15 protein-coding genes and 1 tRNA gene are annotated in these 15,268 nt (G+C 43.1%); 4 read left to right on the top strand and 12 right to left on the bottom strand.

Annotation, left to right across the window (positions count from 1 at the left end; genetic code table 11):
• Positions 1–83: 83 nt before the first annotated feature.
• The 7 genes from ACJJIM_RS01645 to ACJJIM_RS01615 all read right to left on the bottom strand — a co-directional run bounded on the left by ACJJIM_RS01645 (position 84) and on the right by ACJJIM_RS01615 (position 6,069).
• A complete protein-coding gene (locus ACJJIM_RS01645; RefSeq protein WP_413664510.1) occupies positions 84–1,328 on the bottom strand; it encodes a hypothetical protein in 1,245 nt (414 codons plus the stop codon).
• Positions 1,329–1,337: 9 nt separating this feature from the next.
• On the bottom strand, positions 1,338–2,051 hold the full coding sequence (locus ACJJIM_RS01640) for an ABC transporter ATP-binding protein (protein WP_413664509.1): 714 nt from the start codon (positions 2,049–2,051) through the stop codon (positions 1,338–1,340).
• Positions 2,048–2,839, bottom strand: a complete 792-nt coding sequence (locus tag ACJJIM_RS01635; protein ID WP_444912177.1) for an ABC transporter permease — start codon at positions 2,837–2,839, stop codon at positions 2,048–2,050. The genes ACJJIM_RS01640 and ACJJIM_RS01635 overlap by 4 nt, the downstream gene beginning before the upstream one ends.
• A 1,234-nt stretch (positions 2,840–4,073) precedes the next feature.
• Positions 4,074–4,427 (bottom strand): YciI family protein, encoded by a 354-nt coding sequence (locus tag ACJJIM_RS01630; RefSeq protein WP_413664507.1) that lies wholly within the window; start codon positions 4,425–4,427, stop codon positions 4,074–4,076.
• A 237-nt stretch (positions 4,428–4,664) separates the two neighbouring features.
• Positions 4,665–5,099 carry an IS200/IS605 family transposase gene (gene tnpA, locus ACJJIM_RS01625; RefSeq protein WP_413662175.1) on the bottom strand — a complete coding sequence of 145 codons (435 nt, stop codon included), beginning with the start codon at positions 5,097–5,099 and terminating at the stop codon, positions 4,665–4,667.
• Between the two features lie 116 nt (positions 5,100–5,215).
• A complete protein-coding gene (locus tag ACJJIM_RS01620; protein ID WP_413664506.1) occupies positions 5,216–5,608 on the bottom strand; it encodes a hypothetical protein in 393 nt (130 codons plus the stop codon).
• 182 nt (positions 5,609–5,790) lie between these two features.
• Positions 5,791–6,069: a hypothetical protein gene (locus tag ACJJIM_RS01615; protein WP_413664505.1), complete on the bottom strand. Its 279-nt coding sequence runs from the start codon at positions 6,067–6,069 to the stop codon at positions 5,791–5,793.
• Between the two features lie 665 nt (positions 6,070–6,734).
• Between ACJJIM_RS01615 and ACJJIM_RS01610 the strand changes: the two genes are divergently transcribed.
• The gene (locus tag ACJJIM_RS01610) at positions 6,735–7,103 is read left to right on the top strand and encodes a hypothetical protein (protein ID WP_413664504.1); all 369 of its coding nucleotides are present in this window, start codon (positions 6,735–6,737) and stop codon (positions 7,101–7,103) included.
• Positions 7,104–7,342: 239 nt separating this feature from the next.
• Here the strand turns inward: ACJJIM_RS01610 and ACJJIM_RS01605 are convergent, their stop codons facing one another.
• Complete coding sequence (locus ACJJIM_RS01605) at positions 7,343–7,963, bottom strand: Type 1 glutamine amidotransferase-like domain-containing protein (RefSeq protein ID WP_413664503.1); 621 nt, start codon at positions 7,961–7,963, stop codon at positions 7,343–7,345.
• 726 nt (positions 7,964–8,689) lie between these two features.
• Positions 8,690–9,298, bottom strand: a complete 609-nt coding sequence (locus tag ACJJIM_RS01600) for a hypothetical protein (protein ID WP_444912176.1) — start codon at positions 9,296–9,298, stop codon at positions 8,690–8,692.
• 392 nt (positions 9,299–9,690) lie between these two features.
• Here ACJJIM_RS01600 and ACJJIM_RS01595 point away from each other — a divergent pair, with 392 nt between their 5' ends.
• The 3 genes from ACJJIM_RS01595 to ACJJIM_RS01585 are packed head-to-tail and all read left to right on the top strand — an operon-like array spanning position 9,691 to position 11,643.
• A complete protein-coding gene (locus tag ACJJIM_RS01595) occupies positions 9,691–10,170 on the top strand; it encodes a hypothetical protein (RefSeq protein WP_444912175.1) in 480 nt (159 codons plus the stop codon).
• Positions 10,163–10,408 carry a hypothetical protein gene (locus ACJJIM_RS01590; RefSeq protein ID WP_444912174.1) on the top strand — a complete coding sequence of 82 codons (246 nt, stop codon included), beginning with the start codon at positions 10,163–10,165 and terminating at the stop codon, positions 10,406–10,408. Before ACJJIM_RS01595 ends, ACJJIM_RS01590 begins: the two co-directional genes overlap by 8 nt.
• A 32-nt stretch (positions 10,409–10,440) precedes the next feature.
• On the top strand, positions 10,441–11,643 hold the full coding sequence (locus ACJJIM_RS01585; RefSeq protein WP_444912173.1) for a tyrosine-type recombinase/integrase: 1,203 nt from the start codon (positions 10,441–10,443) through the stop codon (positions 11,641–11,643).
• 101 nt (positions 11,644–11,744) lie between these two features.
• Here the strand turns inward: ACJJIM_RS01585 and ACJJIM_RS01580 are convergent, their stop codons facing one another.
• The 3 genes from ACJJIM_RS01580 to gltX form a co-directional block, all read right to left on the bottom strand.
• On the bottom strand, positions 11,745–13,118 hold the full coding sequence (locus ACJJIM_RS01580; RefSeq protein WP_413664498.1) for a DUF6161 domain-containing protein: 1,374 nt from the start codon (positions 13,116–13,118) through the stop codon (positions 11,745–11,747).
• A 405-nt stretch (positions 13,119–13,523) separates the two neighbouring features.
• Positions 13,524–13,599 (bottom strand) — tRNA-Ala (locus ACJJIM_RS01575).
• A 161-nt stretch (positions 13,600–13,760) separates the two neighbouring features.
• Positions 13,761–15,236, bottom strand: coding sequence for a glutamate--tRNA ligase (gene gltX, locus ACJJIM_RS01570; RefSeq protein ID WP_444912172.1), 1,476 nt, complete (start codon positions 15,234–15,236; stop codon positions 13,761–13,763).
• Positions 15,237–15,268 lie beyond the last annotated feature (32 nt).

Here is a 15,268-nt window from a genome sequence, read left to right as displayed (position 1 = left end):
TTTTCTTTGTGAATTAATATTTACCAAATCAGCTAGTTAAAAATACTCACCGACACTGTGGGTTTTACTTACCTTATCAGGCATTACATTCTATGATCTCGAATAGTCACAACCAGCATTTTCCCTATTCCATATATCATCAAAAGAATAATCCCAAGACTGGCTAGATTATAGAGTTTATGTGGATACTCAGCTTTTTCTGCCAAAGATGGCTGAGTTACTACCATCAAGTGTTTGAGTTTCCCAGAAGCCTCCATACGGGCAGTTTCTAGTGCTTTTAAGGAGGCAGCATAGGCGTCAGTTGCAAATTGCAGATCGAGCTCAAGATTCTGAAAATCTGCAGCAAGAAAATTAAGCCGCTGATCGCCTCCATCTTCATCTATGCCCACCAAACGTACCCTTTCTACTTCAATTTGATTTTCAAGCGCATCTATATCGGCTTGCATAGATACCACTTGGGAGGAATCAATATTCAAGTAAGATTTTGCAGCCGTCAGGTTAGCCCGTTGTTCAGCTAACCGCGCCTCCAACCCCTGAATAATAGTACTTATACCTTTAGTAAGTTCTTCTGGACTAACCACTTTATGATTATTTTGGAAATCGAGTATCTCTTGCTTAGTGCTACGCAATTTAGCTTGAGCCAAGTCAACTTCATTTTTTACAAAAGCTACCTGCTTATCTGCAAGCTGATTACTGATTCCATTAACGAAATCTTCTGACTTTTGAATAACTGTTTCGACCAGACTTTTAGCAAATTTAGGATCAAAGGCCTGCATCTCTATCGTGATGATTCCAGTAGCTTCATCGTGGCCAACACCTATGTGATCACGATAGTATTCTAAATAGTCTTCCTGGGTGGCATCTGAAGCCAGTCTCGAGATGACATCGTGACTGGAACTTTTATAATAATCTGCCAGCTGTAAGGCTTCATTCAAATATAGAGCCATATCCAATGATTGAATATAATTGACTACTAAAAAGGCATCTTGATTGTCTGCCGACATACCAGGTATCAAGAATCCCAATGCAGGCGATGCTGCCTGTGAAGAAACACTATCTTTTACAATTAACTGGGCACTGCTCACATAACGCTCAGACACACCAAAAAGATAATATCCACTCATTAAAAGAATTGGTAATACCACAAGTAGCGAAATACCTTTAGATTGATAGAGCATTTTTAGAATGCCCCCTCCAGCTGCATTCCCTTTACTTCTTAGTAGTTTTGAAAAGCCATGGTATATTTTTTTAGAAAAGATTTTGGTCTCCTCCTTTTTTTTATCTAGACCCTGTTTCTCTTGGTCGATAATTAACTCTTTAGCTTCCATAAATGACTCTTAGGCGCTTACTGCCGGTTTGACGAAACCACTTTTTGGCTCAGGCTTATCATCTGCTTTTTCACCTCTATAAAGTTCAATAGCTTCATCAACAGTGTCAAAGATGCTGAGACCACCAGAATCAAGGTAAATACCTACATCACAGTTCTTTTTCAGCATCGACATGGCATGTGCCACAATAATAAAAGAAGAGTTTTTACGCTTTTCAGCAATGACTTCTTCACATTTTTTTTTGAATTGAGCATCGCCAACTGACATTACCTCATCCACTAAATAGATATCAAAATCAACGGCTATACTTAAACCAAAGGCTACTCGTGAACGCATTCCTGATGAATAGCTTTTTACTGGCATATCAAAGTAGTTTCCTATCTCTGCAAAGCCCTGAACTCTATCCATCAACCTCCGCTGTTCACTCCCCCAAATACCATGAATCCCACAGATAAAAGCAACATTCTCACGGCCGGTCATACTACCCTGGAATCCTCCAGCCAATCCCATTGGCCATGAAATCCTCTGATCAGTGATAACTCGTCCGTAGTCCGGATAATCAATCCCCCCTATAATCCGCAGTAGGGTTGTTTTTCCAGCTCCATTTCGCCCCAGAATTCCTATATTTTTTCCTTCTGGAAAATTTGCATTTACATCCTTAAACAGCACTTTTCTTCCATGTGGAGTCCGGAAAGATTTAGTGAGATTTTCTAATTGAATCATTGACTTCTTACCAAATCACGCCAATTGGCCCGATAGCACAAGAGCCCAAAAGCCAGCATTGTAATTGAAGCGCCAATTAAATATGTCAAATCCCCAAACATCCCATGATAATTTTCGAATAGCCCTTCTCGGGTTAATTCAATCACATGTAATATTGGATTCCACTCTAAATATATATGATATTCCTTGGGGACCTGCTCTAGAGAAAAGAACACTCCAGACATAAAGTAAAGAGGTCGTACAAGCATCGGAGAAAACTTTGCAATTTCGGGAAATTTCACCCCTACGATACAAAGAGCCAGACTTAAACCTAAGCCAAAACAAAAAAAGAAAACATTTACTACCACTAGAAGTAAAAAGTCATTAAATCGAGTTGAAACGCCAAACCAAGCAAATATACCCAAAAGTGCAATAATTGTTCCCAAGTAGATAACAAACTCTAGAAGCACTCGAGTAAGTACAGCATCAAATGGCCTAAGCTGGCGATAATTAAACAACCCTCTATTTGACTCTACCGCCGTTAACCCCTTTTGAAAGCAGTATGTAAAAAATAGGAAAGGCGCGATCCCTCCAAGCATAAATAGGGGAGTTGGAACACCTGGATAAAATGCATCTTTCAGGAAACTAAATACTGCTACCAAGACCATAATATGCAGCACCGGCTCGAGAAGCATCCAAGCATACCCCAGTCGCCACTTACCAAAGCGAGTTTTCATCTCGCGCACCAACAATGCGTAAATTACATCACGCTGAACTTGCCAAAAGGATCGTTGGGTTGATGGATGCATAGTGATTATTTTCTTGGCATTCTGTGAACCAGTCGCTTCCCTAGCTTGGGTGGAAACTGAGACAATTACTTCGTTAAATTTTGGCAGCTCAGAGAATCAAAACCCTTTATTAGATCGGCCTCTCTGAGTCACACCCCGTTCATTCTGAGTCAAAAGTCGCCATTCAATTGTCAGCGCACGTCAAAATGGACGCAGAATCCTATCGTAGCGCTCCTTATTCGTCATTTTTTAATTAATTACGTGCCATTACGTTCGCCTCAATAGTCTCGTTTAAAGCTGCCCATAACAGCTGATAGGCCCAGCAGGCACCCTCTCACAAGGATCACTAAAGCTTCTATGAACAAGCAGGCGACATCCTTTAGGTACATTCTAGTCACGGGACTAAATGCTATCACTTACATCTTTTATGAATGTGAAAACACCAACAGTAACTGGAAAAAACAGGCGTAAAAAGACATCAGAGAAGTACTTAACGCCATCGCTGGCATAACTTCTTTCGTCGCTTACAGAAACCATCCAGTATTCCTCTATACGTAGCTATTTCAATATTCATTCATTTTTGCTGAGCAAAATTCACGCCAAGGTAATTTTTAGGAGGGATATAAAAGCTATAAAGAAAAGGTTATCCGAGTACTTTCAGTAAAAGTTTCGAAGACTTGGAGATACCCTTGAGAGAAGAAATTGGTACCAATGTACCCCCCTCTAAGACTGCTCTTCATCCGTACAATCGTAGGCAAAGTGACTTTGGATCATTTCAACTACGCATCAGCACAACCTATCTTGCATTTGTGTACCACTTTTTTTGAGAACAGTAAGATTCACCTTGGGGAAAAAATGAGGGTTTTGAATATCCTTCCACTCGTATCCGCAATCCTGCCCTCAGAGATCAACTAAATATGCGAAGATATGGATATGGCTGGCGCTAGTCCATTATCCATAAGGTTCATGATTTGCTCGACAAAGTCTACTGAACAGCCATGATTAGGGGCATACGGATAAAGCACAAAGAAATCCTCACCTCCTCGCTGTCAACTCCTCTAGGTTGAGATCTATCTAGCGAGTTAGGGTCTTATAGTGACTCTACGTACTCACAGGCGGGTAATTTATTGCTCGCCTCTCAACTACATATTTTCTGACTCCTTATATTGCTTACCCCCGCAATTATGTTCACATAAGCCACTACAGCTCAAAAGTATTTACGATCGAAAAACTATTACCTTTCTTAATTTTTTGACTAGGTTTCAATCAGAAACTCTAACTCTGGTGAGGATTTAGTCGGTATTATTTGTGTCACTTCATAATTGGCCAATCCTTCACGATAGAATGGATCTTGTTTAAGTACCTTCTCTAACGCGGACCGGCTACCTATGGTCACCAGAATTACCCCACCTGTGCGAGGCTCTTTACGACCGGATAGCTGGAAGTATCCTAGCTCGTAGTATTCATTCAAGAATTCAAGATGTTCTGGAATAAACTTATTCACTTCTTCAAGGGGCTTTATGTAGGTAAGGGATACTATGAACATACTGATCAACCTATATTTGAAACCGAAAATAGCAGAAGTAGAGATAGGAGATTTATCTTCCATCACGTCTCTTAATGACGTAGATGAGCCCTAAAACTCTCAACCTTATTTAGAACGCCATTATACCTACATATACCCTGTAAATAAGGACAAAGAACTCAGCATTGATGCCCATTAAAGGGCTACCGTTCTAGATAGTATTATCTCAAGTACAAGTTCCAAAGAGGGATACAATAAGCCCCTGAATCAGCAACCACCCGCATAGCGGGTGGTATGGTGAAAGCCCCCAGAGGGGGCTTGTTACAATCCCGCCAATTGCATCTGCTCTTGCCGGCGTTCTTCAACCTCTTGATTCTTGATGTACTCTCGAATCATCTGCTCATCAAGCCCTACTGTACTCACGCAGTAGCCCCGAGCCCAAAAACGTCTTCCTGTGAAATTTCTCTGTACATGCTTGTACTTCCGAAATATCCGGATCGCAGATTTCCCTTTCAGAAACCCAACCGTATTGGAAACACTTAACCTGGGAGGAATCATTAACAACATATGAATGTGATCCCTCATTGCGTACCCCTCGACCAACTCAATGCCTTTTTGACGACACAAGTCTCGGAATATTGCTCCAATCTCACGTCTCAATGCCCCAACTAACGCTTTCTTTCGATACTTGGGCACAAATACCACATGGTACCTGCAATAATGTTTCACGTGAGCTTGGCACTGCCAATCTCGCATATGGCCTCCTTAAAGAACTTGCCGGTTCATGGAGGCCATATTTTTACTCTGCACGCCGGAACGGCAGAGCCTTGTCAAGTCTCACCGCCAGAGGCGGTGGTTTACCCATGTATTAATTAATGGGGCATAGATTGACAGCCTTCTATTTGCTTTTTGGTTGAAACCCAGCTTTCACGATAGTAAATACTTGCATCATAGTGGAACGTTAAAGTATTCGGATCCAAATAATATGGGAAACCACTATTGTTAGATATAATAAACTCATATCTCGTTAAGGCATGTTCTTGAAAAGCATAATACTGGCCATACTCAAATTTGTCACAGGTATTGCTGTAAATTTTTAATAGCCTATCAATAAATATTGCTTCTCTATTATATTTACTCATATCCTCCAGTAATTGAGCTCTGGCATTTAAAAAACTGGAAATAACAAAACCAAGAGCAAATACACAAAAAATCACTATATACTTTTTGATAGATAACTTTACTCGCTGGTATCCTTCTGACATCTGATAATCCTTAACAGTTAAATTAGCCATATAAACCAGCATGATTGTAACTTCATGATACAGATATGGACTTTATCTTATCTGCTCTATGAGGCAGTTAATCGTCAGCATACGTGTGCATGCTGACACAGATCAGCCGAAGCATTCACCCATTAATAAAATTGGGATTATACGAATGAGTATTATCGGCAAAGAATCATAAGAGCTTCACCTCTTGCTCCACCAATACCTCCCCCTACAACTTTCCACCCCTCGGGTACTTTTACAGTTTTTTCTGGAACTTCCCCATTGTTTAATGACCTTCCAGATACTTGCCATAAAGTAGCAGCAAAGCATTCACTTAACTGTTCATCTGATTGCTCTTTACCCTCTTCAGGATCAGCTTCAGCAAAAACGTTTAAAGCCCCAAGAGAAACTACCAATCCAAGTAGCCCAGAGAGTAAGATACTATGCTTTTTCATTGACTTCCTTTTAGAACTAATTCTTAAACTTCTTATTTATCCATCCTTTGCGATAGGAACATATGGCCGACTAAAAAGTCAATAAATACTCCTGCTTTTATTTAAGATTTATTCATTTTTCATCTATCTAACCAGCCGAAAGGTTTCTAAAGAGAAGCATAGATGTTGAGAGCTAATTTTTATTTTTCTAAAGACTCGATAAATAGCCATCGAAATAGTGACCAAAGAAAGTTACCAAATAATTCATATATACCAAAGGCTACACCTAAAGTACCCTCTCAGAATATTCGAGATACCTATGACTACTCTTGCGTATTGTCAGGAATTTGGTCTAATAAACAGTAGTGCATAATATTTCTTTCAGGTATTCTCGAATCACAATTAAACATGCCCTTATAAGTATTCATCAAAAAATCAGGGAGAACTGTAAAAGTTGCTAATAGAGGACTGTCATAATTAGCCCTTTTTCAAATTCTCGAATTACAGATGTCGCGATATGCTAAATAAGAGCCTCACTTAAGAGCTTCTTGTAAATCTCCTATTTTTACCATTAAAAAAATACAGTCATATATGGCGCTTGAGCATTTTTTAAACAGCAAGCAGAGCCTGGTTGTGGCATCATATTCATCTAAGCAGATTAACTTTCAGCCTATGGAAACGATGTAATGTGTAAAAAGTTATCCATTAAAACTGGCCTTACCATCCTAGCGTCCGCAATTACTTTGATGGGATGTACAAGTGCCCAGGAAAAAGAAGCGATGCAGAAGATAGTATTTTCTAACGCTGAGGCTATAGAAGAATGCGTACTAGTAGAAGATGTAACATGCAAAACAATCAGGGTTAACCAGGGAGATGTTTGTACTCCTTGGTTACAAAAAAGGGCTGTGCGAAGAGGTGGAACCCATGTGGTTAAGGCTTCTTCAATGGCGCAATTTGGCGATATCTATATGCCTAATGGAGTATCGGCAGGTAAGACTGTAACAGGCACGCATATCCCAGCGAAAATCTATAACTGTAATGCTGCAAGCGAATAAGCACTAGCATCGTCAGGGAGTAAGTCACATTATCACTTGCTCCCCGGCAGTATTCTTTAACGTTCCGATCAACTCAAGCTATAACTTCTTACCTTCCCCAATTTTAAGCACTCCTTGAAAGAAAAGCTCTAAAGAAGAGAGAATTTCTAGAATTTATCTTTTTCCTAACCACTAGGCACTTGCAGCAATCTTAATGAAATCTAGATAGTATGACTTATCATACAGTGGTTATCGACTTACTAAGACACGGCAATCCAGGTCTCTGCTTCTCCATCGATTACGGCGATCAACTGATTGTTACTGAACGGAGCTAATTCCAGCTCGTCTGAATATTTGGAAATAACAAGCTCAGCAGCATCTTCAAATGGTTGGTTTCCATAATGAGGTAAGGGATAGAAGTGCACGAGATTCAACCCGTCATAAGACTCTAGATTCTTCGCTGCATCGGGGTTATCCATCTCCTGGATATATGCGATATTCGGCGACAGGATTACAGTACCTGCCGACTCACCTATATAAGGCTTACCCAGACTAATCTGCTCCAACAAGATTTTATCAGCCCCGCTACGTCTAAGTTCTTGAAGTAGAAAATAGGTGTTACCACCAGTTACATAGATATACTCATTGTTTTGCAGTTTATCTTTAATCTCATCCATTGAAGCTTTAGAGACTTCCAACTCATCTACAATAAGACCTAACTGCTCCAGTTCCTTCTTGGCATCTTCCACATAAAAAGTGATCTCTTCGGGAATGCTTGCAGTAGGGATGAATGTAACCCTCTTACCTTCAAGCCGCTTATCAAAACTCGCGATCGCACTAGCGACCTCAGCAAAATACGAAGTCAAGAATAGCTTGGCCATATATTTTAATCCTTTAAAGTATTTAATTAATCAATTACTTGATATCGATATAGTTTACCCGAGATATCAACCAGGTAGTAAAGACACATCACAGTAGTCGCTTCCAAGCCAAGTAAAGTAATTTTTCCCAAAAGATTTGGCAACTTACTTTAATTAAACACAACAGCCCAAACTGATTCGCCACTGCTTCAGCATGCTGAAAATAGAGCTCCCGGGCAGGCTATGCGGCAATCACTCATCAAGGCCTTTACCCTCTCGGCTTTACTTTTGCCCCTAGCCCATCAACCAAAGATTGGCTGAATCTTTACCTAATACACACTTTTTAGGACCCATTTGGTACTACCGCTCTTATAAGAAGTACTATATGTTCTACGCCTAAATCTGAAGCCTGGTCTAAGATCTGGCCGGTATAAGGGCAACCATAAACCTGATACGACAGTATAAATAATTTACTGCTAAAGGTTATTGGAACCAGAGAGAAGCGAATCAACACTTCTAGACGAAAATTCTGGCAATCGCTACCTGCAGGGGAGTAACAGCTGGCATTATTGGGCATGGGATCTGGTTTTGTGGCAGCCGCTTAGTGTGGCTGCCACAACAAGTATGGAGAGTAAGTGCATCTAAATGTAAAAGTACAAAATGTTACGCTTATTCAAATACTCTGACTTCTCTTATATCACTTGAGCAATCTTTGTCTTAAACGCCTGGCTACCCTGCTTTTTATAGCTAGTAAAGAACTCGGTCCTTAACATCTATCGTCAGAAGCTGACGTTGGTCATCAGATTTTTCAGCCCAGACTTCGTAAGCTTTTTCTTTCACCTTTTGTACTTTTTCTTCATATGAGGCATGCCAATCATCTGCACCAGAAGATTTATCGACAATCAAGGTTTTTGATAGCCATAACTGTAGTTCTGAACTTTCTAGAGAAAACTCTCCATCTATATTGTTTTTCATAGGACGTAATTGGAAACCTTGCCCATATATAGGTCTTACAACAATGTAATATCGTTGCCCAGGCTCGACCGTGGCCTGCATGACATGGCCTTTAATACCCTCTGTAGCCATAAATGTATAAGTACCGGGATCAACATTTATCAAGAATTTTGACCTAGCCGACGCAACTCCCACAATTTGATCATTATCATCTGTAATATCAAATACTAATGCATTTAAGCCTGCGAACACTCCAGCAGAAGGACGAAGAAATATTATTTGTGCTTTATCTGATTGTGGTTCTTCCACTATCTGACTGGAAGACTCATGATTAAAGACATATTGCTGTACACACCCGGCCAACCCAAATATTAAAGCCAACACAACAAATACTACGCGCATTATTTAATCTCAATTTATTGGAATACTACTTCAAATTCACTTCAGTGCATTCAAAGGGATAGTTCATTATATCACTATCTTCGATATTACTCTGACCTATCTCAATTTTTAATAAAGAACAAGGTGTTCATACTGGGGACTTCCAGTAAATCCCATTAAAGTTCCCGAATATCTGCCCAACCACCCCGTCGAATTTTTCCCACTAATCACCAGCAAAATCACAGGGTAGTTGGCCACCTTCCAACCGCTGCTGCCGATGACATGGAACAGCAACTGTGCAGTAGCTAACCAGCCTAGGACAGTGGGGCAACCCCCTAATCGGTTTGATCAAAACCAATGCCAGCAACGGCTACCGCTAGCGCGCCATTGATACCGCTGCACAGTTATCCACATTGGAAGATCAACGCTCGCAGCTGATAGAAAAACTATCCACACTCGAGCAGACGCCCAGAACGCACAGCGCCTTCAACAGCTTGGCCAGCACCCTGAACACAGCCCCAGCAAAGCTTCAGCATATCGGCTTCCTCGCGCTGGCAATCATTACAGACATCGTAGGACTGGTAGCGTTACTCGCGTTTAACGCCGCTGCAACAGTTGCGAAACGCGCCACTAACCCGTTGCAACAGCCAGAAACAGTGGAAAAACACCCGTTACACACCGCCCACCTCAATGAAGAACAACAACATCTTGCCCAGCGAATCAGCGCCGGGGAGTTCGGCCCGAAGCCAGTGATGCGCAACATCATTAAAGATTTACGCCTTCGTTACGAAACCGTTAACCCTGTTTTCAAAGCACTGCAACAAGCAGGAACACTCAATAAAAATGGCCGGGGATACTTCCTCGCGAGTCAGGGAGGGCTGCCCAATGGGTAAGCTGGTTAAAGGGGTCACCTGGGCCAAAGAGCAATTCGAAAAAGGCTCCCGCCCTGGCAAAGAGAAAATCTTGGAGTGGATAGAGGTCGAGCATATCCCCGGCCAGATCATCGCCGGGGAGCCCTATGTGGATGCCGACAGGTTCGCCATACGCGACCACACCCGCAAAACCCCAGCCCAGAACACCGCCGCCAACGATGGCCAACCCAAGACCGGGATGGACCTGCTGGCTGGCTAACTCCAATTAAAGAGAAGTAGTCGAGCAAGGAAATGGCCAGACCAAAGAAGCCCCGTATGGTGGGCGATACACCACTACCGGACAACCTCTACCCGGACCCGCGCCACAGGGAAAACTACTGGCGCTATCGCCGCCCGGATGGCTCCAACAAGATCTTCAACGCATCTCTTGATGATGCTCTGCGTATGGCTGAGCAGGCTAATACTCACCGAGACGACAGCTTAAAACGCAAACCCACCAAGGTACCAGATAGAGCTAGCTTTGCACATCACACCGCGCGGTATATGGAATGGCGAGAGGAGAATGATCCACGCTTACCCAGCAAGGCCAGCTGGCGCAATCGCTGTAACGCACTAAAACGATTTGGCGAAGACTTCGAAGCGATCCCCATTCACAAAGCCAAATTGGCTGACCTGCGCAAATGGTGGGAATCCCTCACCTATCACCAACAGCACGCGCGCCGCGCTGAGTTTAATAAATTCTTTAATTACCTAATGGCTGAAGGCTTGAGCAAACTGGAAAGTAACCCCTTCACCACTGCCGACGACCGACCGCGCCTATTGGAAAAAGGAAAGCCCATTAAAAATCGCCAACGCTTAACCCTGGAAGCTTATTGGACCATCTATGAAAAGGCCGGGGAGTTAGGCTATGAAGCGCTACAAGTTGCCATGGGTATCAGTATGCTAACCACTATGCGCCGCGCTGATATTTGCGAGCTGAACTTTGAGAAACACCTGCAAGGTGACCATCTACGCAAGACGATTAATAAATCCGAAGCGCAAAGGGATAGCCTCGCCGCCAGCCATTTAAGTTTTAATTTAAAAACCCACCAACAACTTGGCAAACTTATAAACCGCGCAAGAGAACTCAGCCTAAGAAATTACCGCTGCCCCTACATACCGAGCCACTCACCTAAGCAACGGCGCACCGGAAAAACTAAAGAGCATGTTTGCCAGGTAAGCCCAGACCGACTTAGCGATATGTTCACTGAAGTCCGCAACGCTACCGGACTCTATATCGGCTTACCTAAAAACCAAATCCCACCCAGCTTCCATGAAGTGCGTAGTCTGGCTTCAGACCGTTTTAAGCGAATGGGATATGACGTGAAGTCAGTGCAGCAATTGATGGCGCATACTGATGAGCTTGTTACGCAGTCTTATCAAGCGGGACATGGTATTGATTATGAGGAGATTAGTATTTATTTGGATGAGCAGGCTATTGGGAGAGAGTTTTGAATTAAGAAGGGGCTTGCGCGCCCCCAAACCCTTTTATTTTCGTCACTTTCAGTCTTATCCAGCGAACAACAATACCTATTAAATTCCCCCACAAAATCTCATCATGTTTTACCTGACTGACGCTCAATAATTTTAACTACAGAATCCGATGGTACAATATTACCACTTTCCGTAACCATTCCCGTTTGTGCTGGTCTAAAGAGAGCATCAAGAGCCAATTTTCGATCTTCCTGCTCCACAAGCTTACCCTCATTCATAAGTGCTAAGTATGTTTTAAGCATAGTTTTCCTCTCTTCAGCCTCTAAATAAAGATGTTGTTGAGTAGAGAATTGCTTTGAACATAAACGTATAGAGAAACTAAGTATAGATATCACCAACACCGTAGTGATAAGTGTTGCTGGATTTAATACATTCAAAAGAAGCTTATCATCAGCCAACTCCTTAACAGGAAGATACTTCATTATCAAAAAAGGTGATATTGAAGTTATAACGAGCAAAGTAATAAGAAAACCAAGCCATATTTTTCTTGAATTATTATGTGTACTTTTTTTAGTTTCCCAGTAGGTTACAGCCGCATTAAGCTCCACCTGTGATAGATACACATCCTTTGCGCTCGAAACTTCTTTCTCAGCTATAGAAAGAACTTTACTTGATCTTCTAATATATGTAGTTTTTAGAGTTACGAATTTTCGTAGGACCTTTCTAGCCAGTACATTTAAGTCTCGCTTTGTCTCGCCTACCCATTTAATATATTCTTTTTTTTCATCGCTTTTCCAGCTTTCAAATTCTGATGATGACTCCTCACAGAGCTCTTTAATGCTCGATACTTCATTACAAACCTTTGTTAACTCCTCAGAAACTTTTTCAATTTCACTATCAATCCCAAAAAGCTCAATTCTATTTAATATCCTATTTGCCTTTAATCGGAAAGGTTCTGAGTCTACAAATGCCTTGTAAAGTTTAGAAAAATGTGAATTTCTATTTAAACTTGCTATCGATAGATATTGATCTACAACTTTTTTTATTTCTTGCCCCTGGAATCCATCACTCGGGACGCAACTCAGGTACAGCATATTTATAGAGACTATATTTGAATATTTTCTTTCATGTAATATTGCTCTTCCTTTTTTTCGACATGAAAATGGAAAATCTATAACATTAAGTAAATCTTCAATACGTGCTGTACTTTGATGTACAGCTGCCATATCTTTGTTTTTCCAATGTGAAGCGACGCTGGACAACATACTCAAAACAACATCTAAGATATGAGTCTTAAGATGTTTAGAAAATATACTCCATTGAGCTGGGACACCATTAAGCCATTCCCAACAATTTTTCTCCTCTGAAATAAAGACTTCAAGCTGCTCAACAGAATTAAATGTGTACGGCTCATTACCATCCCTCAAAGGTAATTTGATTTTCTTCACAGAGCTCAGTGTGTTATCGGCTTCTATCTCAGAGGCTTCATCATTCATTGGCTATCACTTTCCCTTTGCACTAAACCACGGCAATTAATTAAAACTCCCCTTATTTATACCACTTCGCCCCATACACCCATAAGATCCTTTTTAAGCTGAAAAACTCATATGATAATCGGCCTCCGAATTGGATCTATGGTACACATTTAAATGAATAGATTTTCTCGAGTTTTAGAGAAAGGCTGATCGCGAAGCGGTGAAGCTTCACCTGCCCAGAATTAAACATTAATTCGGGAAGGCCAGCAGGCCACCTAAGAAAACTATGAGGGAGAGAAATTCAGGCGAAAAAAAAGGGCCGATAAGGCCCTTTTTCAATACCCGTAAATTTGTGTACGGGTTTATGTGCAGTTTGTAGAAGTCAATTTCTCTTCTTCTGCAACCCCTTGATAGACAAGGGAAATTTGGTGGAGCTAAGCGGGATCGAACCGCTGACCTCAACACTGCCAGTGTTGCGCTCTCCCAGCTGAGCTATAGCCCCAAATTTTGTTACCTGACGTTTCCGTCGAAAGCGGGGCGCATTTTAGCAAGGTTTAGGCGCCTGTCAACAGAAAAAATAACTTTTTAATCAATTAGTTAGCTGCTGACACCACAGGCCCCCAGAGGCTGCTGCTTCCGGGGGGTCACCAACGCGGATAAGCCTTACTTGAGTCCAGCGTACTCTTTTTCCCAGCGCTTCAGCACCTTCTTCCCGGCACCGCCCAATACGTCGATCGCCTGGCGCAGGCGGGCGCGGCTGAGGTCGGGGCCCAGGAGCACCATGGCTTCCATCACGGAGAAGGACGCAGTGGTGCCGCTGATGGCGACAAACAGTGGAGCGTTAAAGTCTTTTAGCTTGATTTCCATGGCCGTGGACAGCGCCTTCACCGCCTGGAAGATACTGTCCTTGTCCCAAGCGCGAAGGGCTTCCAAACGCCACAGGGCAAACTGGAGTAGCTTCTTCTGGTCATCCAGGGGCAGCTTGTTACCGCTGAAGCTGTCTTCGGTCAGGGGCAGTTTGCCAGAGGCGAGGAAGCTAACCAGCGGAGCAAAGTCACCGAAGGTTTCCATGCGCTCTTTCGCCTGGGGCAGAACCTTAAGCAGGTTGTCGCGGTTAAACATCCACTCGGTCAGGCGATCGGCGAGTTGCTCGTTTTCCAGTTCGCGAATCCACAGGCCGTTCAACCAGGACAGTTTCTCTACATCGAATACCGGGCCACCCAGGGAAACACGCTTAATATCGAAGTGCTCCAGCATCTCTTCGAGAGAAAACTTCTCGCGCTCATCCGGCATGGACCAACCCATACGGCCGAGGTAGTTAAGCAGTGCTTCGGGCATAAAGCCGGCGCGCTGGTAATACAGGATAGAGGTGGGGTTCTTGCGCTTGGAAAGCTTGGTCTTGTCCGGGTTGCGCAACAGCGGCAGGTGGCAGAGCACCGGCATTTCCCAACCGAAGTATTCGTACAGCAGTTTGTGCTTGGGTGCGGAGTTGATCCACTCCTCACCGCGAAGAACATGGGTGATCTCCATCAGGTGATCATCCACCACGTTCGCCAAGTGGTAAGTGGGCATACCATCGGACTTGAGCAGAATTTGTGCGTCTACCTGAGCCCAATCAATTTCAATAGTACCGCGCAGCAGATCTTCCACCACACAAGTACCGCTCTCAGGCACATTCATGCGCACTACATAAGGTGCTCCGGCAGCGCGACGCTTTTCAACTTCCTCTTCCGGCAGAGCCAGGTCACTGGGCTTCAGTGAAGTACGGCCCGCTTCGCGCAATCCTTCACGGAGTTGCTCCAGTTCTTCCGCCGTACGGTAGCAGTGGAAGGCGTGCCCTTTTTGTACCAGCTCATCGCAGTAAGTTTTGTAGATATCGCCGCGCTCACTCTGGCGATAGGGGCCGTGAGGGCCGCCGACATCCGGTCCTTCCTGCCAATCCAGCCCGAGCCAACGCAGGCTGTCGAGAATGGCTTTCTCCGATTCCGGGGTACTGCGCTGCTGGTCGGTGTCTTCAATACGCAATACAAACTGGCCGCCTTGAGCGCGGGCAAAGCACTGGTTGAAGAGGGCAATATAGGCTGTACCAACGTGGGGATCACCGGTTGGAGACGGTGCGATTCGGGTTCTTACGGTCATGATAAACCTGATTGATAAATGGAGGACTCGTT

Source organism: Microbulbifer maximicatervae (SeqCode), from assembly GCF_052467615.1.
Note: the sequence above shows the minus strand (reverse complement) of the source record. Positions and strands in the feature narration are given on the sequence as shown.